23 protein-coding genes are annotated in these 24,385 nt (G+C 37.4%); 17 read left to right on the forward strand and 6 right to left on the reverse strand.

Annotated features, from left to right (window positions below; translation table 11 throughout):
- Positions 1-21 precede the first annotated feature (21 nt).
- On the reverse strand, positions 22-759 hold the full coding sequence (locus WC623_RS10945) for a glucosamine-6-phosphate deaminase (protein ID WP_372850895.1): 738 nt from the start codon (positions 757-759) through the stop codon (positions 22-24).
- A gap of 109 nt (positions 760-868) precedes the next feature.
- A complete protein-coding gene (locus WC623_RS10950; protein ID WP_372850897.1) occupies positions 869-2,293 on the reverse strand; it encodes a Gfo/Idh/MocA family protein in 1,425 nt (474 codons plus the stop codon).
- Positions 2,294-2,479: 186 nt separating this feature from the next.
- On the opposite strand from WC623_RS10950, the gene WC623_RS10955 reads away from it, so the two are divergent.
- Genes WC623_RS10955 through nagA form a run of 3 tightly spaced genes read left to right on the forward strand, consistent with a single transcriptional unit; the run spans position 2,480 to position 6,275 of the window.
- On the forward strand, positions 2,480-3,820 hold the full coding sequence (locus WC623_RS10955; RefSeq protein WP_372850899.1) for a sugar MFS transporter: 1,341 nt from the start codon (positions 2,480-2,482) through the stop codon (positions 3,818-3,820).
- A 36-nt stretch (positions 3,821-3,856) separates the two neighbouring features.
- Positions 3,857-5,077, forward strand: a complete 1,221-nt coding sequence (locus WC623_RS10960; RefSeq protein ID WP_372850901.1) for a Gfo/Idh/MocA family protein — start codon at positions 3,857-3,859, stop codon at positions 5,075-5,077.
- A gap of 7 nt (positions 5,078-5,084) precedes the next feature.
- Positions 5,085-6,275 carry an N-acetylglucosamine-6-phosphate deacetylase gene (gene nagA / locus WC623_RS10965; protein ID WP_372850903.1) on the forward strand — a complete coding sequence of 397 codons (1,191 nt, stop codon included), beginning with the start codon at positions 5,085-5,087 and terminating at the stop codon, positions 6,273-6,275.
- Here the strand turns inward: nagA and WC623_RS10970 are convergent.
- Entirely contained in the window at positions 6,272-7,291 is a 1,020-nt protein-coding gene (locus WC623_RS10970) for a LacI family DNA-binding transcriptional regulator (protein ID WP_372850905.1), read from the reverse strand. The genes nagA and WC623_RS10970 overlap by 4 nt on opposite strands.
- A gap of 159 nt (positions 7,292-7,450) precedes the next feature.
- Between WC623_RS10970 and WC623_RS10975 the strand changes: the two genes are divergently transcribed.
- The 4 genes from WC623_RS10975 (at position 7,451) to WC623_RS10990 (ending at position 9,946) form a co-directional block, all read left to right on the forward strand.
- Positions 7,451-7,903 (forward strand): META domain-containing protein, encoded by a 453-nt coding sequence (locus tag WC623_RS10975; protein ID WP_372850907.1) that lies wholly within the window; start codon positions 7,451-7,453, stop codon positions 7,901-7,903.
- Between the two features lie 234 nt (positions 7,904-8,137).
- The gene (locus WC623_RS10980; protein WP_372851857.1) at positions 8,138-8,617 is read left to right on the forward strand and encodes a sterol desaturase family protein; all 480 of its coding nucleotides are present in this window, start codon (positions 8,138-8,140) and stop codon (positions 8,615-8,617) included.
- A 138-nt stretch (positions 8,618-8,755) separates the two neighbouring features.
- Entirely contained in the window at positions 8,756-8,962 is a 207-nt protein-coding gene (locus WC623_RS10985; RefSeq protein WP_372850909.1) for a hypothetical protein, read from the forward strand.
- Positions 8,963-8,998: 36 nt separating this feature from the next.
- Complete coding sequence (locus WC623_RS10990; protein WP_372850911.1) at positions 8,999-9,946, forward strand: NADP-dependent oxidoreductase; 948 nt, start codon at positions 8,999-9,001, stop codon at positions 9,944-9,946.
- Between the two features lies 1 nt (position 9,947).
- Here the strand turns inward: WC623_RS10990 and efp are convergent, their stop codons facing one another.
- On the reverse strand, positions 9,948-10,508 hold the full coding sequence (gene efp, locus WC623_RS10995) for an elongation factor P (protein ID WP_372850913.1): 561 nt from the start codon (positions 10,506-10,508) through the stop codon (positions 9,948-9,950).
- 91 nt (positions 10,509-10,599) lie between these two features.
- Here efp and WC623_RS11000 point away from each other — a divergent pair, with 91 nt between their 5' ends.
- The 5 genes from WC623_RS11000 to fabV are packed head-to-tail and all read left to right on the forward strand — an operon-like array spanning position 10,600 to position 14,416.
- Positions 10,600-11,463 (forward strand): DUF1080 domain-containing protein, encoded by an 864-nt coding sequence (locus WC623_RS11000; RefSeq protein ID WP_372850915.1) that lies wholly within the window; start codon positions 10,600-10,602, stop codon positions 11,461-11,463.
- Positions 11,464-11,473: 10 nt separating this feature from the next.
- Positions 11,474-12,271: a HipA family kinase gene (locus tag WC623_RS11005; RefSeq protein WP_372851860.1), complete on the forward strand. Its 798-nt coding sequence runs from the start codon at positions 11,474-11,476 to the stop codon at positions 12,269-12,271.
- Positions 12,249-12,632, forward strand: a complete 384-nt coding sequence (locus WC623_RS11010) for a DUF3037 domain-containing protein (protein WP_372850917.1) — start codon at positions 12,249-12,251, stop codon at positions 12,630-12,632. Before WC623_RS11005 ends, WC623_RS11010 begins: the two co-directional genes overlap by 23 nt.
- Positions 12,633-12,644: 12 nt before the next feature.
- Complete coding sequence (gene idi / locus WC623_RS11015; RefSeq protein ID WP_372850919.1) at positions 12,645-13,169, forward strand: isopentenyl-diphosphate Delta-isomerase; 525 nt, start codon at positions 12,645-12,647, stop codon at positions 13,167-13,169.
- Between the two features lie 53 nt (positions 13,170-13,222).
- A complete protein-coding gene (gene fabV, locus WC623_RS11020; RefSeq protein WP_372850921.1) occupies positions 13,223-14,416 on the forward strand; it encodes an enoyl-ACP reductase FabV in 1,194 nt (397 codons plus the stop codon).
- Between the two features lie 453 nt (positions 14,417-14,869).
- Here fabV and WC623_RS11025 read toward each other — a convergent pair whose 3' ends face one another.
- Complete coding sequence (locus WC623_RS11025; protein ID WP_372850923.1) at positions 14,870-15,031, reverse strand: hypothetical protein; 162 nt, start codon at positions 15,029-15,031, stop codon at positions 14,870-14,872.
- A gap of 102 nt (positions 15,032-15,133) precedes the next feature.
- Here WC623_RS11025 and WC623_RS11030 point away from each other — a divergent pair, with 102 nt between their 5' ends.
- From WC623_RS11030 to WC623_RS11040, 3 genes are all read left to right on the forward strand, one after another.
- Positions 15,134-18,577: a pyruvate carboxylase gene (locus WC623_RS11030; protein ID WP_372850925.1), complete on the forward strand. Its 3,444-nt coding sequence runs from the start codon at positions 15,134-15,136 to the stop codon at positions 18,575-18,577.
- Positions 18,578-18,848: 271 nt separating this feature from the next.
- Positions 18,849-20,288 (forward strand): MFS transporter, encoded by a 1,440-nt coding sequence (locus WC623_RS11035; RefSeq protein WP_372850927.1) that lies wholly within the window; start codon positions 18,849-18,851, stop codon positions 20,286-20,288.
- A 35-nt stretch (positions 20,289-20,323) separates the two neighbouring features.
- Complete coding sequence (locus WC623_RS11040) at positions 20,324-21,949, forward strand: NADP-dependent glyceraldehyde-3-phosphate dehydrogenase (RefSeq protein ID WP_372850929.1); 1,626 nt, start codon at positions 20,324-20,326, stop codon at positions 21,947-21,949.
- Positions 21,950-22,020: 71 nt separating this feature from the next.
- On the opposite strand, the gene WC623_RS11045 is transcribed toward WC623_RS11040, so the two are convergent.
- Positions 22,021-22,485: a hypothetical protein gene (locus tag WC623_RS11045; RefSeq protein WP_372850931.1), complete on the reverse strand. Its 465-nt coding sequence runs from the start codon at positions 22,483-22,485 to the stop codon at positions 22,021-22,023.
- 172 nt (positions 22,486-22,657) lie between these two features.
- Here WC623_RS11045 and WC623_RS11050 point away from each other — a divergent pair, with 172 nt between their 5' ends.
- Entirely contained in the window at positions 22,658-23,212 is a 555-nt protein-coding gene (locus tag WC623_RS11050) for an RNA polymerase sigma factor (RefSeq protein WP_372850932.1), read from the forward strand.
- An 86-nt stretch (positions 23,213-23,298) separates the two neighbouring features.
- A complete protein-coding gene (locus WC623_RS11055; protein ID WP_372850934.1) occupies positions 23,299-24,366 on the forward strand; it encodes a FecR family protein in 1,068 nt (355 codons plus the stop codon).
- Positions 24,367-24,385 lie beyond the last annotated feature (19 nt).

Raw genomic sequence — 24,385 nt, forward strand, 5'->3', positions numbered from 1 at the left:
CCAATAACTAAGAGCCTTTTTTTATACTGCTGAAAGCAGTTCTGCAGAAGCTTTATCGAAATAAAATCTGCAATCAGGGTGCAATTGTAATATGCTTGAGGGATACTTATTACTTACAGGTTGTTCTAAACTATCCTTTACTGCCTGAGCTTTCCTGCGGTCAGGTACAGAACAGATAATATGCTTAGATTTTAAAATCTGTTGAACTGACATACTGATAGCCTGAGTAGGAACATCGTCGATACTCTTGAACCAACCTTCTCCAAATTGTTGTTTCCGGCACTGCTCATCAAGGTTTACAACCAGATAAGGTATATGAGTATCAAAGTCAGCCGGAGGATCATTAAATGCAAGGTGACCATTTTCTCCAATACCGACAAGTGCAACGTCAATAGGGTTTTGCTGAATAATCTCAGCCAGACGATTACATTCTTCTTCTGGATTGGTTTCTCCATTTACCAGATAAACAGCTCTTAAAGGGCTCACTTTTTCAAGAAAGCGTTCTTTAAGATATTTTCTAAAACTGGCAGGAGATGACTCTGGTAAACCAATGTATTCGTCCAGGTGAAACATTGCAACTTTACTCCAATCTATGTCTTCTTTGATAAGTTGGTTTAATGTTTCAAACTGGCTTGCTCCTGTGGCAAGAATGATGTTCGCTTTGCCTTTTTCGGCAATAGTTTCCCTGATCAGATTTGCGGCAGCTTTTCCGGCTGCAACACCCAGTTCTTCAGGGCTGTTTGTTACGCTTGTTTCCATTTTATAATATTGGTGTTTTCAATGATTTTGTATTTTTTTATTTAGCTTTTTAGGCAATAGATTTCCATGCTCCCTAAGGCAGCAATATCTTTTTACAGTTAATTTTATATTAAATAACTCCGGTTGTACCGCCCTTTGAAAGACTGATATCTATTGGTAAATTCTTCTTCCATGATCCTCCTGTAAAATCAGGAATATCAATAGAATTTGAACGGTTATTTACAGACCACTCACTTAGTGGAAGAATAGAGCTCCAGAGTGCTGCATCATAAACATCCTGATCAAGTGGCAATCCGTTTCTCAGGCAATCTATCGTACGCCAATCCATCAAAAAGTCCATACCTCCATGTCCACCCACAGCTTTAGCCATTTCTCCAATTTTTTTTACCAGATTAGGGGTGTATTTTTCTTCTATAGCTTTCAATTCTATTTCAGAGAGCCAGCCTTCATGATTAGTTGAAATACGTGCTGGTAAAGGATACTTCTGTGCTGTGCCTTTAGTTCCACTGATCAGGTGCAACCGGGAATATGGCCTTGGTGATGTAACATCATGCTGTAGCATTATTGTTCGCCCCATGTGTGTCTTTATGGTGCTGGTATTCATGTTACCTCTGTAGTTCTTGTCAACAAAAGGTTTGTAAAATGAATCCTTAGCTGCCAATTCCTTAGCCATATTGTTCATCATAAAATCGTTCGAAGAAACAGATACAAGGTAGTTCATCTTATCCCCACGATTGATGTTCATAACCTGACAGATCGGACCAAGTCCATGTGTAGGATATAAATTTCCTTTATGCTTAATATTTTCTTTCAATCGCCATAAATCATAATTCTTGGTTTTTGAAAAATTCCCTTCCAGAATATCATGTATATATGCACCTTCACAATGAATGATATCGCCAAAAAATCCCTGTCTTGCCATACTAAGTGTAAGCATTTCAAAAAAGTCATAGCAGCAGTTTTCGAGCATCATACAGTGCTTTTTTGTCCGTTCAGAAGTTTTTACCAATTGCCAGCATTCTTCAAGAGTGGTAGCTGCAGGAATCTCTACACAAACATGCTTACCATGGTTCATAGCATATAATGCCATTGGAGTATGGAGTTCCCAGGATGTAGCGATATAGATCAGGTCAATATCGTCACGCTCGCACAGTTTTTTCCATGCCTCTTCCTTATCAGTGTATACTACCGGTTTATGTAGGGTTTTAGTTAAGTTTTTAACAGAGATAGCCGTTTTTTCTGGCCGCAGGTCGCACAACGCATTGATCTTGGTATTGGCAATTCTTGCCATACGCTTTACTGCAGCAGTTCCTCGGTTACCCAATCCAATAAAACCTACACGAACAGTATCTAATTTAGGGGCTGCATAACCACTCATGTTAAATTCCTGCTTATGCACATGCTTGGCTAGTTTTAGAATGTCATCCTGCTTTGAAGTCTCAGCGGAAGTATAAGCCGATAAAATACCCGAAGAGGCCAGACCAAGACCTGCCAGGCCGCCAAGTTTTAAGAAATCTCTTCTGTTGTTCTTCATTTATTTTGGTTAAAGTGGTGATTAGTTTTATCAAATCTATTAAATGACTTTTAAGAATAGGACTATAAAACCGAATAAAATAGCGAGAACGTTATCGGTAGCGTTGCCGCTCATTTATCTGTTCTATAGTGGTTTATTCTGTACTGATATCCTTAGTTTCGTTTGTAGATCATACTATAACCATCCATGACTAAACAACAAAACCACTCTGTATCGGTAAGCTCGCTAAGTAAGCGGGATACCTTGATTTCTATTCTTATTATAGGACTATTGTTTTTTATATTTGGATTTATCTCCTGGATAAATGCAATTCTGATTCCTTATTTCAAGATCGCATGTGAACTTACCAATTTTGAATCTTATCTGGTTGCCTTTGCTTTTTATATCTCTTACTTTGTGATGTCGGTACCCTCATCTTATCTTTTAAAGTCTGTAGGTTTTAAAAAGGGAATGATGATTGGCTTCTGGACTATGGCTGTTGGTGCTTTTATATTTGTTCCAGCAGCGATGACACGTACCTATGAGATTTTTCTATTAGGTCTCTTTACATTAGGTGCAGGCCTGGCCATCTTGCAAACCGCAGCCAATCCTTACATTACCGTTCTTGGGGCTAAAGAAAGAGCAGCCCAACGCATCAGTATCATGGGTATCTGCAATAAAGGTGCTGGTATCCTGGCACCACTGCTGTTTGCTGCAGTCATATTAAAAGCTACAGATGGTGAACTTTTTAAACAATTACCATTGATGAATGCTGCTGAAAAAAGCGCGGCTCTTGATGAACTGATTCGAAGGGTAATCGTTCCTTATGCTTGTGTTGGTGCTGTACTTATAGGTTTAGGTTTAATGGTGCGCTATTCACCGCTCCCTGAAATTGACACAGAACATGAAAATGAAGCTGTGGCCACAGCTAATTCAGGTAAAAACAGCATATTTCAGTTCCCGCATCTTATACTTGGCGCAATAGCCATATTTCTGCATGTAGGAACACAAATTATTGCAATTGATACCATTATTGGCTATGCCGGTTCCATGAATATTCATTTGTTGGAAGCCAAAGTTTTTCCTTCATATACTTTATTTGCAACTATTTGTGGTTATACCATAGGAATACTAGTTATCCCAAAGTTTATTAGTCAGGTCAATATGCTACGCATTTGTACTTTATTAGGAGCAATATTTACTTTACTTATCATTTTTGGCCATGGTCCGGTACGTATCCTTGGACATACTGCCGACATTTCAATTTGGTTTGTGGTATTACTTGGACTGGCGAATTCATTGGTTTGGGCTGGAATATGGCCTTTGGCACTTGATGGCCTTGGCAGGTATACCAAACTCGGTGCTTCCATCATGATCATGGGACTCTGCGGGAATGCAATAATGCCTCTTTTTTATGGCTATTTTGCTGATGTATATGACCTTAGAACTGCCTATTGGGTGTTATTCCCATGTTATTTATACTTAATGTTCTACGCATTTAAAGGATACAAGATCAGAAACTGGTCGATAAATAAAGTTATTAGTTAAATTTAACCTGTTGATGGTTTTCTAAATAAATACAATATGAAACCTGAAGAACTTTCAAGAAGACAATTTATAACCAAAAATGCCATTGCCTTATCTGGCTTTGCTTTAACTTATGCCGGATTTCCTGCTTTGGCAAATGGTAATTTTAAAACCGATGTAATCAGAGTCGGATTAATCGGTACCGGATCAAGAGGAACTGGTTTAATAAAAACCATTCGCAATTTACCACAAATGCAAGTCTTAGCCTGTTGCGATCCAATTCCTGAACATTTAAAAAATGGACTAAAATATGCAGCCACAGGTGCTAAAGCATATACAGATTATCGCAAACTACTAGAAGATAAAAATATTGATGCTGTAATTATTGCCACTCCACTTTATTTGCATTATCCAATGACAGTTGATGCCCTAGCAGCAGGGAAACATATTTACCTGGAAAAATCCATGACTTACGATATTCCACAGGCTATTGATCTGGAAAAAAGGGTCCGTAAATCAGATTTGGTCTTTCAGGTGGGCTATCAATATCGATATTTTGGCTTATACCATAGAGTAAAAGAAGTGATAGAGCAAAACTGGCTGGGAAAAATTACGCATTTTGAATGTCAGTACAATCGAAATTCCAATTGGCGTTTTCCAGTAAATGATCCAAAAATGGAAAGAGCTATTAACTGGAGAATGTACAAGGAATATTGTGGCGGTCCATTATCTGAACTTTGCGCACATGCCATTGATGCTGTACATTATTTAACTGACAGTCATCCTTTAAAAGTAATGGCAATGGGAGGTATAAATTACTGGAAAGATGGAAGGGATACTTATGATAACATCAGGGCTGTTTATGAATATCCTAATGACATTAAAGTAAGCGTTACTTCTGTGCTTTCCAATGCCTATAATGGATATGGAATTCGTATTTTAGGTGATAAAGCGACAATGGAAATACAAAGAGATAAAGCATTTATTTACCCAGAATCATTAAACAATAAACGAGGTACCGTGGATGGAGTAACAGGAGCTACTATTGCGGTTACTACGCAGGGTAAAGGCAATGAACTTATTTTTGAAAAACCAGGCGAAAAATCTTTAGAACCAACAGTTTACGCATTGAAAGATTTTATAAATTGTATTTTGACAAAAAGTAAACCTATATCGAACGCAGCTACGGCAAAAGATTCATCTATTGCTATTCATATGGGTAATACTGCTGCTGAAACGGAAACTATACAAATCTGGAAACCAGAATATTCAAGCTAATTAAATTATGACACGCCAAAGGCTAAAAATATATAACGGACAACTCATTACCCCATACAAAACCATTCAACAAGGAACATTATTAATTGAAGATGGAAAAATTATAGCCCTCCATGAGGGTAATCTGGATTTTCCTGATGCCGATGAAATTGATGCTAAAGGAAATTACATCTCTCCAGGTTTTATTGACCTGCACATTCATGGGGGTGGTGGGCACGACTTTATGGACAATACTGTTGAGGCTTTTTTGGGTATAGCTGAAACGCACGCGAGATACGGAACTACTGCTATGTGCCCGACTACACTGACTAGCGAGAAGGAAGATCTTTTAAAAACCTTAAGCATTTATGAACAAGCAAATAAGTTGAACGTTAAAGGTGCGCAGTTTATTGGTATGCACCTGGAAGGACCTTATTTTGCATTAAGTCAAAGAGGAGCACAGGATCCCCGCTATATCCGTGATCCTGATCCTGTAGAGTACAAAGAAATACTTGCATCGACAGATGTGATCAAAAGGTGGAGTGCTGCTCCGGAATTGAAGGGAGCTATTGAATTTGGAAAATACTTAAAATCTAAAGGGGTCTTAGCTGCTATTGCCCATACTGATGCTATTTACGAAGAGGTACTTGAAGCTTTTGAAAATGGTTATACCCTGGCCACACATTTCTATTCCAGCATGTCTGGTGTAAGTCGTCGTGATTGCTTCCGCTTTGCCGGAGTAATTGAAAGCGGATACCTGATTGATGAAATGGATGTGGAAATTATAGCTGATGGGGTTCATTTACCATCTCCATTATTAAAACTGATTTATAAAATAAAAGGTGCCAGTAGAACAGCTCTCATTACAGATGCGATGCGCGGCGCTGGTATGCCAGAAGGCGATAGCATACTCGGTAGCTTAAAGAATGGCTTAAAAGTAATTATCGAAGATGGGGTAGCAAAATTGCCAGATAGAAGTTCTTTTGCCGGAAGTGTTGCAACAACTGACAGACTGGTTCGCAACATGATTAATATGGCTGGTGTTTCTCTGGAAGAAGCGGTAAGGATGATCAGTAAAACACCTGCAAGAATTATGGGGATTGACGACAAAAAAGGCACACTAACTATTGGGAAGGATGCTGATGTGCTTATATTTGATCAGGAGATAAACATTCAGCATACAATAGTAGACGGAAAGGTTGTTTACAGTAAAATTTAGTTTTTTCTGGCGCTGGATTCCCGAACGATCAGTTTTCCCGGAAGTACAACTTCTTCGGCATGGAAGTACTTTTTGGTGATGTGCTTGATCAGTAATTCGCAACTCAGTTTTCCAATCTCGAATGCGGGCTCTGCAATAGTAGATAAAGAGGGGGAGATGATGGTCGACATTGGATCGTTGGTAAAACCAATTACTCCAAAATCTTCTCCAACCTTTATACCCTTGTTTTTTAAGGTAACCATTGCTCCAATAGCCTTTCTGTCGTTCACAGCAAATATTGCATCAGGTTTGTCTTTCAGTTCTAAAAGCTGAAGTGTATCATGCTCACCATGCTCCTGCGAAAAGCCTGAATATACAACCCAACCCTCATTTGGCTGAATATTATGTTTTTCTAAGGCATCTAAATAGCCCTTTAGTCTGGCTTCAGTAAAACTGAGTCCCTTTGGACCTGCTATATGAGCTATTCGTTTATATCCATTTTCTATAAGATGCTCTACAGCTTCAAATGCTCCATTATAATCATCCTGCATTACTTTTGAGGTCTCAATTTCATTAGCCACCCGATCAAAGAACACCACAGGAATACCTTCATCTACAATTTCCTGAAAATGGCTACAGGAGTCTGAATCAGAAGAAATGGAAACCAATAACCCGTCAAGGCTCGATACAGAAAGATTCTCCATGATGGCAAGCTCTCTCTCAGGGGAATCATTAGTTACAAACAAGATGATATTATAGCCATTATTATAAGCTACTTCCTGAATACCGGTAATCACTGTAGAAAAGTAGTAATTGGTAATAAAAGGTAAAATAACTCCTAAGTTATGAGTACTGCCTTTGGCTAAACCTGTAGCATTAAAATTAGGTTTATAGTTCAATTCAGCTGCAAGTGCCAATACTTTCTCCTTAGTTTCCTGATTTACATCATATGTATCCCGTAATGCCCTGGAAACAGTAGAAACTGAAATATTTAAAATTCTTGCAATATCCTTTATTGTAACGTAATGACGGGCCATAAAAATGTAGAGGAGAAATAATACCTGGTTTCTATTATATCCCTAAGGTAGTAAAAAAAACAAAAGTAAGATAAGTAAGAAGAGCCAGGTAAATATAAAAATGTGTCAAATTTTGCCGTAATTTGAATATATTTATTTTAAAATATAACTCTTTCCTATATGAAAACATTAAAATACCCTGCGCTCATGCTCTGCTTTTTATCTCTTGCATCATGTAGTCTTTTTAAAAAATCTTCCACCTCACAAACTGATAACAATATGAAAAGTAATGTAATTACAGATCGTAAATGGAAGTTAGTTGAGCTTGCAGGCAAACCTGTAGCAGATAAAATAAATGGTAAAGAACCATTCATTTTACTTCAGAAAAGCGATAACCGCTATTCTGCATCCGGAGGATGTAATGGATTAGGTGGTACTTTTACTCTGCTGGAACATGGTAGGATAAAATTCTCTCAAGGTATGTCTACAATGATGGCATGTGAGCATATGGAGATTGAAAATGGCCTCAACAAAGCACTTGTTACTGCTGATAATTATAGTCTTAGCGGTGATAATTTATCTTTAAACAAAGCCAGAATGGCACCATTAGCACGTTTTAAGGCTGTAAAGTAGTCCAGAAAGAGCGTGATTGAAATATTTAAACAGATTACATTTAATGAATTACTGCTGCTTGCTTTAGGAATTAATGTGATTCTTTTCTTATTATCTATCACGCTCTTCTCTTTTTTTAGCAGAATAAGTAACTATCAAAGTTTACAAAATAGTCCACAAATACTTACCAGGGGAGATGTTATGCTCTCCTTTTTGGTTATTGGATGTAATACTTTGATATTTATTATTGGCTTTATGCTTTGGCAAAAAGATATTATAGTTGTCCGGGAGCATACAAATATCCTTGAAATAGGAGTAGAGGTCGTTTTTCTTATTTTTATTATGGATTTGTTAATGTACATTTTTCACAGAATCGCACATTTTCCTTTTTTCTACAATCTAATTCATTTAAGACACCATAAACACGAGTCGACCAACGCAATCAGTCTCTTTGTATTACACCCTATAGAAGCCTTGGGATTTGGCTTTCTAATCATATTGGTGATTTTCATATATTCGTTTTCTTATCTGGCAATATCACTATATCTGTTTATTAATCTACTTTGGGGCACAATTGGCCATTTGGACAAGGAAATTTTACCAAAGCAGTTAGCCGGATTGAAACCAGGCCTTTTAGGAGGCACAAAGTTTCATAATGAACACCATAAGCATCCTCATTATAATTATGGATTTTACACAGTCTTGTGGGATAAAATTTTTGGCACTTACAAATAACTCCAAGGACATTTTCATTATACCAACATAACATTGGAATAAAAGGTTTCCCTTTCATTTCTGCTTTAAAATGACTGTTTTCTAAACAATAATTCGTAACTTCTGTTACTTAAGTGTTTAATTTAATTATTGATGCTCATGGAACCGTACGAAATTATAATCTCTGGAAAAAAATTAACCGTAGTTCCCCTGGATGATGGCAGCTATAGTATATTAGATGGAGCAAAGCGGATAGCTAGTTTATGGATTGATATAAGTGCAGCAGGCATTTCCTGGGTTGCAGAGAGAATATCTCTACAATTAGCTGAACAGATAGGTTTGTTAATTAATGCACACGAATGTTAAAAATAAGCTTTAGATTCGCTATTATCAATAGAATTTATGATGAAAGCAGTCTTGATACAGCATTTTGGCGAACCTGAAACCTTACAAATTACTGAAGTACAAAAACCCATTATCAACGATGATCAGGTATTGATAAAGGTGATTTATGCTGCAGTTAATCCTGTAGATACAAAAATCAGAGCTGGAGCACATATATCTTGTAAAGACCTTAAGTTACCCGCCATTTTAGGTAAGGATATGAGCGGTATAATCGAGCAAACAGGTAAAAATGTACAGAATTTTAAACCTGGAGATACTGTTTTTGGTTGCATAGCAAATACTTATGCAGAATATGTTGCCGCAAGTCCGCAATTGATCGTAAAAAAGCCAGATCATGTTTCTTTTGATGAAGCTGCTGGAGTCTCATTAGCAGGATTAACGGCCTATCAGGCAATTAACGAGCATTTACAAATTTCTAAAGGTCAGCGTATTTTAATACAGTCTGCCGCAGGGGGCGTTGGTCATCTGGCGGTTCAGTTTGCTAAACTTAATGGTGCATATGTCTATGGAACTGCCTCTGGTAAAAACATTACTTTTTTATCAGAACTGGGAGTAGATCATCCCATTAATTATAAAACAGAAAAATTTGAGAAAATAACTACTGATCTTGATGCAGTGATGGATACAATGGGAGGAGAAATCCTTTATCGTTCTATTGCTTGTGTTAAGCCCGGGGGCAAAGTAATTTGTTTACCATCCTCAACAAAAAACGATCCTAAGGCTTTAGAGTTAGCCAGAGAAAGAAATGTAGAATTGATTTGGTCTATGATGCAGCCTGATCAGAAAGAACTGCAATTATTTGCAACTTTATTCGAGGAAGGAAAGCTAAAAGTAAAAGTTGATCAAACTTTCCCGCTGAATGAAATTGTCCAGGCACATCAAGTGATGGAAACTCATGGTGTCAGCGGGAAAATTATAATACAAGTATCATCTGATCGCGTATAAGTTATTTTACGCGTTCCACATATTCACCAGTACGCGTATCAACTTTTATTTTATCACCTTCATTCACAAATAAAGGTACTTTTATCTCAATACCATTTTCTGTGGTAATATTTTTCATCGCTCCAGATGAAGTATCACCTTTTACTGCTGGCTCTGCATAGGTAACCTCTAATTCCACGAAATTAGGTGCCTGAGCCATAATTGGTTCCTCACTTTCAATAGAAACAATTACGTCCATACCTTCTTTCAGAAACTTAGCAGCTGGGCCAAATAATGATTTCTCAATATTGAACTGCTCAAAAGTGTTGTTGTCCATCACCACGAAATAATCACCCTCTTCATATAAATATTGGTAGTCGCTAGTTTCTACACGGCAAATTTCAACCTGCTCGTCAGTTCCTAAGCGTGCCTCAACAATTTTCCCTGTTTTAATATTGCGGAATTTACCTAAGTAAAAAGCACCTCCTTTACCAGGTGTACGATGTATGATTTCGATAACAGTTACCAATTCGCCGTTAAAGCGTAAAATGTTTCCTACTTTAATTTCAGATGCTTTTGCCATAAAAATATAATTGTAAAATTTTGTGCCCAAAGATATACGCTTTTTGCAAATTTCTATGATTTAATGACAACAGGAGTTTTATCTTAGCAAAATGAAACACAAAGTAAATTCTTTAACCTTATTAGGTACAGCAGTAATGTTGTCTTTAGTCGTTCTCTTTTCTGGCTTTAATGCCTCAGAACCGCCTTCTGACATTAAATGGAAGCAACTATTTAATGGAAAAAATTTAAAAGGCTGGGATATGAAAATACGAAAGCACAAATTCAAAGAGAACTATGGAAATACATTTCGTGTTGAAAATGGAAATATTGAAGTAAGATATAACCAGTATGGAGGTAAATTTGATGAGCAATTTGGCCATCTATTTTTCAATAAACCATATTCATATTATTTGATTGGAGTAGAATATCGTTTTGTAGGAGAGCAATTAAAAGATGGACCTGGATGGGCTTTTCGTAATAGCGGTATCATGATTCATGGACAAGATCCTGAAACTATGACCAGAAATCAGGATTTCCCGAATTCTATAGAGGTACAGTTATTAGGTGGTTCGGGACAGGGTGAGCGCTCTACAGCTAATCTTTGTACACCAGGTACACAATATGTAAAAGATGGTAAGGTCATTAAGACTCATTGTATAACTTCCAGTTCAAAAACTTTTAACGGTGATCAGTGGGTACGTGTAGAAGTATTGGTGCTTGGCGACTCTCTGGTTGTACATTATGTGAACGGAGAGGAAGTTTTACGTTACCAAAGACCACAGCTTGATCCCATAGGTGATGAAGCTGAAGGTAAATTATTAAAAGGTGGGACCATATCACTTCAAAGTGAAAGTCATCCCGTCGATTTTCGTAAAGTTGAGATCATCGATTTAGAAAAATACGCTAAAGACCCGGAAAAACTCAAAGCAGTAATAGAACAACTGATGTCAGAAAAAAGGGTATCAAAACAGTAAAATGCAACAGATGATTAATAATGTATTGACGTTGCGATCTGTTCAGGTGACCAGATATGTAACCCCCTTAAGAGAGGGTGGCTCTATGCCAGCTATAGCAGAGGCCGACGATGATTTTTTATATGTGCTTAAATTCAAAGGTGCAGGACAAGGCACTAAGGCTCTTATTGCCGAAATATTTGGAGGTGAGATTGCACGTGCACTGGGTTTACGAGTTCCTGAGATTGTATTTGCAAGTTTAGATGAGGCATTCGGAAGAATTGAACCTGATGAAGAGATACAAGACCTGTTACGTGGTAGCGAAGGACTAAACCTGGCTTTACACTATTTATCAGGTGCCATTACTTTTGATCCTTTAGTTACGACTGTAGACACAAAATTAGCCTCTCAAATTGTATGGCTGGATTCCTTGCTTATGAATATGGACCGTACTGCAAGAAACACCAATATGTTGATGTGGCATAAAGAGCTTTGGTTAATTGATCATGGCGCATCCTTATACTTTCATCATTCCTGGCAAAACTGGGAAGAACAGGCTAAACGTCCTTTTGCTTTGATAAAAGATCATGTATTGCTTCCACTAGCAACAGAACTCGAAGCCGTAAACAAGGAGTTTGTACCAATACTTACCAATGAACTTATAAAAGCTATTGCAGCGTTGGTTCCAGATGAATGGCTAAAAGATGAGGATTCTTTTGAAAGCCCGGAAGTACACAGACAAGCTTATATTCATTTCCTGACCACCAGGATCGCTCATTCAGATATTTTTATAAAAGCAGCAGAAGATGCAAGAGAAGGACTTATTTGAGTATGCTGTAATCCGTGTTGTACCCAGGGTAGAACGTGAAGAATTTATAAATACAGGTATTGTGGTGTATTGTAGGAAACAGAAATTCCTGGGTATGATCTATGAGCTGAATGCCGATAAATTAAATGCTTTTTGCAAAGAAATTGATATTTCCATTTTGAAAGACAACCTTTGTGCCTTTGAGCGGATATGTATAGGAGGTGATCAGTCGGGGACAATTGGACAACTTGATATGGCCTCCAGGTTTCGTTGGTTAACCGCCATGCGGAGTACAGTGATACAAACCTCAAGAGCCCATGCTGGCCTTAGTATTAATGCCAGGGAAACAATGGAGCGATTATTCGCCGAAATGGTACTTTAAATTTATTATAGAATGACTGAAAAAGTAATACTTGTAGATGCAAATGATCGTGAGATTGGAGAGATGGCAAAAATGGAAGCGCATCTAAAAGGAAAACTTCACCGAGCATTTTCTGTTTTTATTTTCAATACAACAGGGGAATTACTTTTGCAGCAAAGAGCAGAAGATAAATACCACTCTGCAGGAAAATGGACGAATACCTGCTGTAGTCATCCCAGACCAGGTGAAGAAACCTTAGCGGCTGCGAACAGAAGACTAATGGAAGAAATGGGATTGAAATGTGATGTTAAGCATGTTTTTAGTTTTCAATATCTTGCAGAGGTTACTGAACAAGGACTTATCGAAAATGAATATGACCATGTTTTCTTTGGTGAGTCGGACCAGATCCCGGCCATAAATCCTGCTGAAGTATCTGCATATAAATATGCAAAAATGGATGAGCTATCCCACGATATAAAAATAAATCCCGATCGCTACACAGAATGGTTAAAAATCTGTTTTGATCGGGTACAGGAACAATATTCAAGACTTTATTAACTTTGTTCCCATGTTACCCATCACGCAAGTGCTAACTTAAAGAAAAATATTATATGATTATTGAACCTAAAATGCGCGGGTTTATATGCCTTACCGCACACCCAATTGGTTGTGAACAAAATGTAATCAATCAGATTAACTATGTAAAATCAAAAGGAAGTATTTCCGGCCCAAAAAAAGTATTGGTTATTGGAGCTTCCACAGGATTTGGTCTGGCATCAAGAATTACCAGTGCTTTTGGATCTGAAGCAGCTACTATAGGTGTTTTCTTCGAAAAACCTCCTGTTGCCGGAAAGCCAGCATCACCAGGATGGTATAACAGTGCTGCTTTTGAACAGCAAGCTATTAAAGCAGGTCTTTATGCAAAAAGTATCAATGGGGACGCTTTTTCAGATGAAATAAAGGAAAAAACATTAGATCTGATCAAACAAGATCTGGGGCAAATTGATCTTGTCATCTATAGTTTAGCCTCACCAAAAAGAGTACACCCTAAAACCGGAGTAGTACATAGTTCTGTATTAAAGCCTATCGGCGAACAGGCTTTTACCAATAAAACAGTAGATTTCCATACTGGTGTAGTTTCGGAAATTTCTATATCACCTGCAAATGAGGATGAAATCGAAAATACTGTAGCAGTAATGGGAGGGGAAGACTGGGAAATGTGGATCGATGCATTGACTCAGGCCAACCTGCTTGCTCCTGGAGCAACAACAGTTGCTTATTCTTATATCGGCCCATCTTTAACAGAGGCTGTATACAGAAAAGGTACTATTGGCCGCGCAAAAGATCATTTAGAAGCAACAGCTTTTACTATCGCTGATAAACTGAAATCAATTGGCGGACATGCTTACGTTTCTGTGAATAAGGCTTTAGTTACACAAGCCAGTTCAGCAATTCCGGTTATTCCTTTGTACATCTCATTACTGTATAAAGTAATGAAAGAAAATGGCATTCATGAAGGATGTATTGAGCAAATCCAGCGTTTATTTGCGAATAGACTATATAATGGTCAGGAAATCTCTACAGATGACAAAGGACGTATTCGTATTGATGATTGGGAAATGCGCGAAGACGTACAGGATAAAGTAGCTCAATTATGGCCTGAAGCAACTGCAGAAAACCTACCTCAGATTGGTGATCTTGCTGGCTATAAGAAAGACTTTTTAAACTTATTTGGATTTGACGTTCCGGGTGTTAATTATACCGAGGATGTAAATGAAATGGTTGAAATACCAGGATTAGTTTAATAATTAATTCAGATTATATTCTTTGACAAAGGCAGCAATTAGGCTGCCTTTTCTTTTTGCACTTGATTTGGAGGTAGTAAGTCCGATCGTAGTTTAGGGTTGGTCTATGACTCAAAGGACATTGGCATGACTCTCCTTTGAGTGTATGATGACTTGCGTTCGACAAGGGAATCGTCGAATAGTCCTTCCTAGCTCATTTTTGGGCCGTTTAAATGATACTAAAATATACGAGCAAACAGAAATGAAATAAAAGCAATGGTTATTTGCTTATTATAACGACAAATACGACATAAACCGTCATATCGTGACATCCTCCGACAAGCCGTTTTTTATTCCATCTACTTTTGGCCTATGAATCAGAAATATAACATAGCAAAAACTTTTTTTAACATCTTTTTGGATGAATATCAGGCTTACAGGAAGGCAGTATTAAGCTTAATAACAAAGTCGAAATTAAGAGGGACCTCCTTGCTCTCTCGCTCTGCTTTGTTCGGGAAAATCCAACTCATGGTAATCCCTTACAAATGCAGTATAAAAATAGTTTAAGAAGGCACTATTCGTCTCTTGACGAATCCCAGAAAAATCTAATAAGAATGTGGTAGGATCTTTCAGCATCAATAAGTGTACTTTTTACACCGTAAATACTTGATAATAAATGATTTTAGATGTTGCAGATTCGAAGTAATCTGATATTTTTGCGGCATAACACTAAAACCCATGAATATTAAGAAAGTTCTAATTGCCAACCGTGGCGAAATTGCCATCCGTATAGAACGTGCTTGTAGTGAACTAGACATTCAAACAGTAGCCGTCTATACTTATGAGGATAGATACTCTTTACATCGTTATAAAGCTGATGAAGCTTATCAGATAGGAGAAGATCATGAACCACTCAAACCTTATCTTGATATTGCTGGTATTATTGAAATGGCAAAACATAGTGAGGCAGATGCTATTCATCCAGGCTATGGTTTTCTTTCAGAAAATGAGGAGTTTGCAAAGCAATGTGCAGAGAATGGTATCATCTTTATAGGCCCAAGACCAGATGTAATGTTAGCATTGGGTGATAAAGTTACTGCAAAGACTGTCGCCAAAGCTGCTGGTCTTCCTATTATTGAAAGCAATGAACAGGAACTCAACACAATTGAAACAGCACTTGCGGAAGCAAAACGTATTGGTTACCCATTGATGATCAAAGCAGCATCTGGAGGTGGAGGTCGTGGTATGCGGATCGTGAGAAATGACGAGCAATTAGAAAAGGGCTTTTTTGAAGCAAGAAGTGAAGCTAAAAATGCTTTTGGTGATGACACGGTATTTCTGGAAAAATTTATTGACAGACCTCGTCATATAGAGGTGCAGATTGTAGCAGATAACCACGGACAGGTAGTCCACCTTTATGAAAGAGACTGTTCTGTACAGCGCCGTTTTCAAAAGGTAGTTGAAGTAGCACCTTCCTTAAATTTAACCGAACAAACACGGAAACAGCTTTATAATTATGCAACATCAATAGCAAAAGCTGTTAAATATAACAATGTTGGAACTGTAGAGTTCTTAATCGATCAGCAGGAAAACATCTATTTTATTGAAGTAAATCCGCGTATACAGGTAGAACATACAGTAACGGAAATGATTACCGGTATAGATCTGATCAAAACTCAGCTGTATATAGCAGATGGCTATCATCTGTCTGACGATGTTATTGGCCTGAAAGATCAGGAACATATTATCTGCAATGGTTTTGCCATGCAATGCCGCATTACTACGGAAGACCCGGGTAACGACTTTAAACCAGATTACGGTACTTTAATTACCTATAGAAATGCTACAGGATTTGGCATACGTCTGGATGAGGGAAGTACCTATCCAGGAATGAAAATCAGTCCGTTCTTTGACTCTATGCTGGTTAAAGTGAGCACAAGTGGTGCTACACTAGAAGATGCTTCCCGTAAAATGAACCGTGCATTGCGTGAATTTAGAATCAGAGGTGTCAAAAACAATGTACAGTTCCTGGAGAACTTGATCAATCACCCAATTTTCATTCAAGGGAAAGCTACCGTTAACTTTATACAAGAACATCCAGAGTTGTTTGAATCTAAAAAACGCCTGGATAGAGGAACAAGAATCCTGACTTACCTGGGAGAGGTTTCTGTAAACGGCAATCCCGATGTTAGATCAGTAGATGATAACAAAAGACTGGAAAAGCCGGAAATCCCGGTATATGACCACTATGGGCCATATGCCAAAGGCACAAAAGATTTGTTGACAGAACTTGGTCCTGATGACTTTTCAAAATGGCTGAAAGCAGAAAAAAAGATACATTATACAGATACCACCTTCAGAGATGCTCATCAGTCATTATTGGCGACAAGGATGCGTACTTATGACATGCTTAAAGTAGCAGAAGGTTTTGCGAAGAACCATCCGCAAACCTTTAGTATGGAAGCATGGGGCGGTGCAACATTTGACGTTTGCTTAAGGTTTTTACATGAAGATCCATGGAGAAGACTGGAAAAACTGAGGGCTGCAATGCCAAATATATTAATACAAATGCTCATAAGAGGATGTAATGGTGTAGGTTATGCTGCTTATCCTGATAACTTAATTGAATCATTTGTAGAGAAAAGCTGGGAAAAAGGAGTTGATATTTTCAGAATATTTGACTCTTTGAACTGGATGGAGAATATTGCGCCATGTATTGAAATGGTACGTAAAAAGACAGGCGGATTAGCTGAAGGTTCTTTATGTTACACTGGTGACATTCTTGATCCTAAGCGTACAAAATATAGCCTCGATTATTACTTAAAACTTGCTAAAAACCTTGAGGATGCAGGAAGTCATATACTTGGTGTTAAGGATATGTCAGGCTTACTAAAACCTTATGCAGCTAAAATACTAATTGAAGCGCTTAAAGACACGGTCAAAATCCCCATCCATCTTCATACACATGATACCTCATCACTGCAGCCTGCAACCTATTTAATGGCGATTGAAGCTGGAGTAGATGTGATAGATTGTGCATTAGGTGCTCTATCAGGTACTACAGCTCAGCCAAACTTCAATTCTATAGTAGAAATGATGCGTTTCCATGAGAGAGAGAACCCTTATAATCAGAAATCACTAAATGCTTATTCCAATTATTGGGAAACAGTAAGAGAATATTATTATCCTTTTGAATCGGGCTTAAAAGCAAGTTCAGCAGAAGTATTTGAGCATGAGATTCCGGGTGGACAATATTCAAACTTAAAGCCACAGGCCATTGCATTAGGACTTGGAGATCAGTTTGAACTGATTAAACAGCGTTATGCAGACGTAAACGAGCTTTTTGGTGACATTGTGAAAGTAACACCGAGTTCTAAGGTAGTTGGTGACATGGCTCAATTCATGGTCGCCAATCAAATCACTCCCGAAGATATATTTACAAGAGGTGAACAACTGGCTTTCCCAGAATCCGTTGTCTCATTCTTTATGGGCGAAATAGGTCAGCCAGAAGGAGGTTTTCCAGAAGCACTTCAACGTATTCTTTTAAAAGGTAAAACTCCATTTACTGATCGTCCAAACAAGCATCTGGCCCCACTAAATTTAGAACAGGAATTTGAAGCTTTTAAAAAGGAATTTGGAGATGACCTGAGTTATACCATGTACCTGGCCTATAAGTTTTATCCAAAAGTAACTGCTGAAGCTATAAGAGTATTCAGATTATATGGAGATGTATCTGTCATCCCGACCAGATATTTCTTTTATGGCATGAAACCAGGTGAAGAGACTACCATAGAAATAGCTAAAGGAAAGACGCTATTGGTTCGCCTGTTGTCTATAGGCCCGGCAGATGATAAAGGAATGCGTACTGTATTCTTTAAATTGAACGGGCAAACCCGTAATATTGAAATTCAGGATAAGTCAATTACTGTGGTGAAATTGGAGAACCGTAAAGTAGACAAAGACGTCTCAACCCACATAGGTTCACCACTACAAGGATTACTATCTAAAGTCTTTGTTAAAGTAGGCGATAAGGTAAAAAAGAACCAACCACTCTTTATGATCGAAGCTATGAAAATGGAGTCCAACATTTCAGCGATAGCTGATGGGGTAGTAAAGTCAATCACACTTGCTGCTGGTACTATGGTAAACACAGACGACCTGATACTGGAATTGACAGATTGATCTCATTCAACCTTGATACCCAGCATATCAAGGTTGCCAGGCTTATTAAAAGTTCTGTAAGTATTATAGAACACGATAACGATTGCGTAAATATTTTCCAATCAAGACTGTTTTTACTTATTAATATTGCGTAGAATTGCTATTTACGAGCATTTTTGAAACACGTAATTACAAGGAATTACATATCTTGGGGCTTCATATGAAATCTTGAGAAATAAACAAGCAGAGTTACTAGAAAATAATTATATAAATATTAATAAAACCAAATATAATGAGCCAACAAAAAATTGGAAAGTACAGATGGACGATATGCGCCATGTTATTTTTTGCCACTACAATAAATTATATGGATCGTCAAGTTCTGTCCTTAACATGGAAAGATTTTATTGCGCCTGAGTTTCATTGGACAAATAATGATTATGGTAATATTACCGCTCTTTTTTCTATTTTTTATTCTGTATCCATGTTGTTTGCGGGACGATTTGTTGACCGTATGGACACGAAGAAAGGCTTTTTATGGGCTATAGGCGTATGGTCTGTAGGTGCAATAATACATGCATACTGTGGTATTGCTACAGCAGGTTTACTTACGGGCGAATGGTTCTTGGGCTTTGAAGGTTCTAAAGAAGCGATTTCTACAGTAGGAGACACTGCATTAATCATTTCAACAAGTGTTACCTTATTCATATTTGCACGTTTTATACTGGCTGTTGGTGAAGCTGGAAACTTCCCTGCTGCCATTAAAGCTACCGCAGAGTTTTTCCCTAAAAAAGACAGGGCTTTTGCAACAAGTATTTTTAATGCTGGTGCAACGGTAGGAGCTCTTGCAGCACCACTATCAATTCCATTTATAGCAGCAGCATATGGCTGGGAAATGTCGTTCATTATTATTGGTGCACTAGGTTTTGTTTGGATGGGATTCTGGGTATTTATGTATCATAAACCTGAAGTACATCCTAAGGTAAGTAAGGAAGAGTTGGCTTACATACAACAAGATGTCATTGCTGATAGAAAACTTGTAGATTATGTAGAAGAAACAACAACCAAGGTATCTTTTATTGATTGCTTTAAATATAAACAAACCTGGGCCTTTGCTTTTGGTAAATTTATGACAGATGGAGTTTGGTGGTTCTTCCTTTTCTGGACACCAGCTTACTTAAGCTCTGTTTATAATATGGATTCAACAGAAAGTGCATTGCCACTATTTGTACTTTATTCTATTACCTTACTTTCTATCATCGGTGGATGGTTGCCGACCTATTTTGTAGAAAAGAAAGGAATGAATCCTTATGCTGGTCGTATGAAATCAATGTTAATATTTGCATTCTTTCCATTACTAGCTTTGTTAGCACAACCATTAGGACACATTACTTATTGGATTCCAGTTATCATTATTGGTATTGCTGGAGCAGCTCACCAGGCATGGTCAGCAAATATTTTTTCTACGGTTGGAGATATGTTCCCTAAAAAAGCTATTGCAACCATTACAGGTATCGGTGGTATGGCAGGTGGAGTAGGTGCAACGATTATTAATAAAAGTTCAGGTGTATTATTTGATTATGCAGGGCAGAATCAAATGGTTTTCATGGGTTTTAAAGGAGAAGAAGCTGGATATTTCATCATATTCTCAGTTTGCGCAGTTTGTTACCTAATAGGCTGGGTTATCATGAAAACTCTTGTACCTCAGTATAAACCAATCACAACCTTATAAAAACCTTAATAAATACCTAAACTAATATTACCTAAATGTTTCTAAAAAATCAGCTCGATTCGATTTTCGTGGAAGAAAATCAGATCCCTGAAGAGTTTAAACTCTCAGAAGAGCTTCACCAACGCGAATACTTAAGCAATGGTGAAATGCGCACATGGAATGGAGAAGTACACGAAGTGTTGTCTCCGATATGTATAAGAAGCGATAAGGGCCTTCATCGCAAAGTAATTGGTACTTATCCCTTATGTAGTGAAAAAGAGGCTAAGGAAGCGCTTGATGCTGCCGTAGCTGCATATGATAATGGGCGTGGTGAATGGCCAACCATGAGTGTGGCTGACCGTATTAAATGTGTTGAACAGTTCACACATAAGATTCTTGAGAAGAAGACAGAAGTTGTAAAACTACTGATGTGGGAAATTGGAAAATCGTACGGTGATTCAGTAAAGGAGTTTGATCGTACTGTGGAATATATCTATGCAACTATTGATGCTTTAAAAGATTTAGACAGACAGTCTTCCAGATTTAGTATTGAACAGGGTATTGTAGCACAGATCAGACGTTCTCCTCTTGGAGTAGTACTTTGTATGGGGCCATTTAACTATCCATTAAATGAAACCTTTACAACACTAATCCCAGCATTGATTATGGGGAATACGATGTTGTTTAAACCACCTAAACACGGTACATTATTACATTATCCATTATTGGAAGCCTTTAGAGATTGTTTCCCTAAAGGTGTAGTCAATACCATTTATGGTCGTGGAAACAAAATCATTCCAGATCTTATGAAATCTGGACAGATCAACGTGCTGACTTTAATCGGGTCGAGTAAAGTTGCCAATGAACTTAAAAAATTGCACCCTAAAGTAAACAGATTACGTGCAATCTTAGGTCTGGATGCTAAAAATGCAGCCATCATAACTGCAAAAGCAGATATCAATTTAGCAGTACAGGAAACGGTATTAGGTTCATTATCATTTAATGGACAAAGGTGTACAGCACTTAAAATCATATTCATTCACCGTAGCCTTGCAGATATATTCTTAAAAGAACTTTCAGCTGCAGTAGCTAAATTAAAATTTGGTATGCCATGGGAGCCGGGTGTGTCTCTAACACCACTTCCTGAGCCTCATAAACCGGCATACCTGAAAGAATGTATCGATGATGCAATAGCTAATGGCGCTAACGTAATCAATGAAAACGGTGGTGATACTGCTGAATCTTTCGTTTATCCAGCTATTGTTTATCCGGTTACTAAAGACATGAAACTCTATACTGAAGAGCAATTCGGCCCTGTTATACCAGTAGTGCCATTTGATGATTTAGAAGAGCCAATTCAATATCTTATTGATTCAACTCACGGGCAACAAGTAAGTATTTTTAGCGACGATAATGAAGAGGTAGCATCATTGATTGATCCATTGGTGAATCAGGTTAGCAGAGTGAATATTAATTGCCAGTGTCAGCGTGGACCAGATGCATTCCCTTTTACTGGCAGAAAGGACAGTGCAGAGGGTACTTTGTCAGTCGTAGATGCATTGAGATCATTCTCAATCAGATCATTAGTAGCTACAAAACTAAATGAAAGCAACAAACATTTAATTAATGAAATTGTTGACAGCAATAGCTCTAACTTTTTAAGTACCAAATATATATTCTAGATATTGATAATAATACATTTTTGAGCGTTGTCTTAGTTTATCTAAAAGTGATAAACTAAGACAACGCTTTTTTAGTTATAATCATTATCAAATTCTTCATTTTCCTCATCAGCATACTGAGGTTTATCATTTTTAAGTAGCGTATTTAACATTGGAATCAGAAATACCCCATTAATTATCAGGTGTGGTAAAACTTGAGTCATTGTACTTGTTTCTAATAATTTAAGGACAAGTGTGCCTACAGATAGAACCACTAATAGTATGTATATAGCTGCAGCAATTTTTGGATGTGGTGAATACTGTATTGCTTTTTTAAAGAGAAAACAGGTAACTGCAATCCCAAAAATAAACATGACGAACCAGAATATATCTGCTGCAGTAATTACAGACCAGATGCTTCCACTAGCATTACTGAAATTTGAAATCTCCGACATAGCGAATTTCACAAAGACGAGATAAGCCAATGCCCAGATAATATAGAAAGCTACCACAATCAGTAGCCAATGAAATATGAGTTTTAATTTAGATGTATACATAATGGATTACATATGGTTGAAAATTAAACATTTGAAATCGGATTTGCAAACACATGAATTGAAAAACATACCTAAGATTTAAGGGTTAAATAACTGTTGATTTTATTTTAAATAATTATTATCAGAATATTGAAAAAAATAACATAACATTGCGATTAGCTAAACTAACCAAATGGATAATAAACTTGTACATCATCTGTTATGGGAGCGTTTACGGGTTGGCGATCAAGACGCATTTTTTGACCTTTATAAAGCGCTCTATTATGATCTTGTAAATTTCGGTATTCGTGTATGTGGAGACGCTGAGACTTCTGGTGAAGCTGCCGATCAGGTATTCATATCAATCTGGGAAAAACATGAACAACTGACTAGGGTTGAAAATGTACATTCCTACCTACGTACTTTTTTAAAGAGGAAAGTACTAAGAATATTGGAGCGCAAGCGCAAAATTAATGATGCACTTACTAATGCCGGGGCAGAAGGAGAATGGATGGAGATGTCTTACGAAGAGTTTATTGTAAAGGTGCAAACCGATGAACTTGTACGGTTTAAGCTAAAAGCTGCTCTGCAAAAACTAACTTACAGACAGAAGCAATTGATTCATCTTAAATTTTTTGATGGATTGAGTTACGAACAAATTGCAGAACAGACTACCCAAACCATCAAAACAGCTTACAACACCGTTTACGATGCCATAAAAATCCTTAGAAAAGAGCTAAAAGACTAGTAATAAATTCCTTTTATAAAAAAATAAAAAATTTCTTTAGGAAAAGATCAACTTTTCAGGCACTGGTATTATAAAAGCCAGATATTATGATCGATCGTAGTCTTTTCCATATTGAAGACTTTCTTGTAGACAATACCTTTCAGGAGTATTGTGCCGGTAAAGATAAACTGTGTGTTACCTATTGGGAAAATTACATTAAGGCTCATCCGGAGCAAGAATCTACAATAAAGGATGCCAAACGTTTGTATGCTATTCTAAGCGGACATAAAAAACCACTGAACAGTCAACTGGAACTTCTAAAAAAAGAGCTTAATGAGCAGGAAACACCTCAAATTGTTCCTGTCAACCGTTATTACAGCTGGTTAAAAATTGCAGCAGTTTTTGTTCTCATCTCAGGCGCTATAGTATGGTATAAAAATAGTGATAGACAAACTAAGTCAATCCAAAACTTAATTACCAGCTACAAAACTATAGGAGCTGAACGTAAAAAGATTGAACTTCCTGATGGTACCATCATTATGCTAAACGCCAGGAGCTCATTGGAAATTAACAAAGATTTCAATATTGATAACAGGGAAGTTACCCTGATTGGAGAAGCTTTTTTCGACGTTACCCACGATAAAAACAAACCTTTTAAAGTACTCACTACTGATTTTGATATTAATGTATTGGGTACCACATTTAATGTGAAAGCATATCCGGATGAACCTACTTCTGAAGCTGTATTGATTAAAGGTGTTATTGTAATGGAAGGAAATAAGAACAGAGGCAATTCAATCACCCTTAAACCAAGTCAGAAAGTTACTTTTTACAAAGTAAAAGAGACATTGCCCTCAACAAGACAGCAAAATGCACCTGCTAAGTATCCCGAGATTACCATCAATAGTTATACAAAGAAAAGTGATAGCACTATTGTAGAGATGGCTTGGATTCAAAATCAGCTTGAGATACAAGATCAGAGTTTTGCTGATTTGAAAAAAACATTGGAAAGATGGTATAATGTAGAGATCAAATTCACTGACAATGAAATAGAGAAATACCATTTCACTGCAACATTTAAAGATGAAACATTATCAGAGGTTTTAAACGCACTACAAAGTGCAGAACATTTTAAATATGAAATAAAAGGAAATCAAGTGATCATATCGAAATAATAAGGGGAGGTGTTGACGC

Source organism: Pedobacter sp., from assembly GCF_041645105.1.
GTDB lineage: Bacteria > Bacteroidota > Bacteroidia > Sphingobacteriales > Sphingobacteriaceae > Pedobacter.

Excerpts from the sequence above, each read along its gene's own strand:
- WC623_RS10945 (WP_372850895.1), bottom strand. The coding sequence starts at position 759 with ATGGAAACAAGCGTAACAAACAGCCCTGAAGAACTGGGTGTTGCAGCC.
- WC623_RS10950 (WP_372850897.1), bottom strand. The coding sequence starts at position 2,293 with ATGAAGAACAACAGAAGAGATTTCTTAAAACTTGGCGGCCTGGCAGGT.
- WC623_RS10955 (WP_372850899.1), top strand. The coding sequence starts at position 2,480 with ATGACTAAACAACAAAACCACTCTGTATCGGTAAGCTCGCTAAGTAAG.
- WC623_RS10960 (WP_372850901.1), top strand. The coding sequence starts at position 3,857 with ATGAAACCTGAAGAACTTTCAAGAAGACAATTTATAACCAAAAATGCC.
- nagA (WP_372850903.1), top strand. The coding sequence starts at position 5,085 with ATGACACGCCAAAGGCTAAAAATATATAACGGACAACTCATTACCCCA.
- WC623_RS10970 (WP_372850905.1), bottom strand. The coding sequence starts at position 7,291 with ATGGCCCGTCATTACGTTACAATAAAGGATATTGCAAGAATTTTAAAT.
- WC623_RS10975 (WP_372850907.1), top strand. The coding sequence starts at position 7,451 with ATGAAAACATTAAAATACCCTGCGCTCATGCTCTGCTTTTTATCTCTT.
- WC623_RS10980 (WP_372851857.1), top strand. The coding sequence starts at position 8,138 with ATGCTTTGGCAAAAAGATATTATAGTTGTCCGGGAGCATACAAATATC.
- WC623_RS10985 (WP_372850909.1), top strand. The coding sequence starts at position 8,756 with ATGGAACCGTACGAAATTATAATCTCTGGAAAAAAATTAACCGTAGTT.
- WC623_RS10990 (WP_372850911.1), top strand. The coding sequence starts at position 8,999 with ATGATGAAAGCAGTCTTGATACAGCATTTTGGCGAACCTGAAACCTTA.
- efp (WP_372850913.1), bottom strand. The coding sequence starts at position 10,508 with ATGGCAAAAGCATCTGAAATTAAAGTAGGAAACATTTTACGCTTTAAC.
- WC623_RS11000 (WP_372850915.1), top strand. The coding sequence starts at position 10,600 with ATGAAACACAAAGTAAATTCTTTAACCTTATTAGGTACAGCAGTAATG.
- WC623_RS11005 (WP_372851860.1), top strand. The coding sequence starts at position 11,474 with ATGATTAATAATGTATTGACGTTGCGATCTGTTCAGGTGACCAGATAT.
- WC623_RS11010 (WP_372850917.1), top strand. The coding sequence starts at position 12,249 with ATGCAAGAGAAGGACTTATTTGAGTATGCTGTAATCCGTGTTGTACCC.
- idi (WP_372850919.1), top strand. The coding sequence starts at position 12,645 with ATGACTGAAAAAGTAATACTTGTAGATGCAAATGATCGTGAGATTGGA.
- fabV (WP_372850921.1), top strand. The coding sequence starts at position 13,223 with ATGATTATTGAACCTAAAATGCGCGGGTTTATATGCCTTACCGCACAC.
- WC623_RS11025 (WP_372850923.1), bottom strand. The coding sequence starts at position 15,031 with ATGCTGAAAGATCCTACCACATTCTTATTAGATTTTTCTGGGATTCGT.
- WC623_RS11030 (WP_372850925.1), top strand. The coding sequence starts at position 15,134 with ATGAATATTAAGAAAGTTCTAATTGCCAACCGTGGCGAAATTGCCATC.
- WC623_RS11035 (WP_372850927.1), top strand. The coding sequence starts at position 18,849 with ATGAGCCAACAAAAAATTGGAAAGTACAGATGGACGATATGCGCCATG.
- WC623_RS11040 (WP_372850929.1), top strand. The coding sequence starts at position 20,324 with ATGTTTCTAAAAAATCAGCTCGATTCGATTTTCGTGGAAGAAAATCAG.
- WC623_RS11045 (WP_372850931.1), bottom strand. The coding sequence starts at position 22,485 with ATGTATACATCTAAATTAAAACTCATATTTCATTGGCTACTGATTGTG.
- WC623_RS11050 (WP_372850932.1), top strand. The coding sequence starts at position 22,658 with ATGGATAATAAACTTGTACATCATCTGTTATGGGAGCGTTTACGGGTT.
- WC623_RS11055 (WP_372850934.1), top strand. The coding sequence starts at position 23,299 with ATGATCGATCGTAGTCTTTTCCATATTGAAGACTTTCTTGTAGACAAT.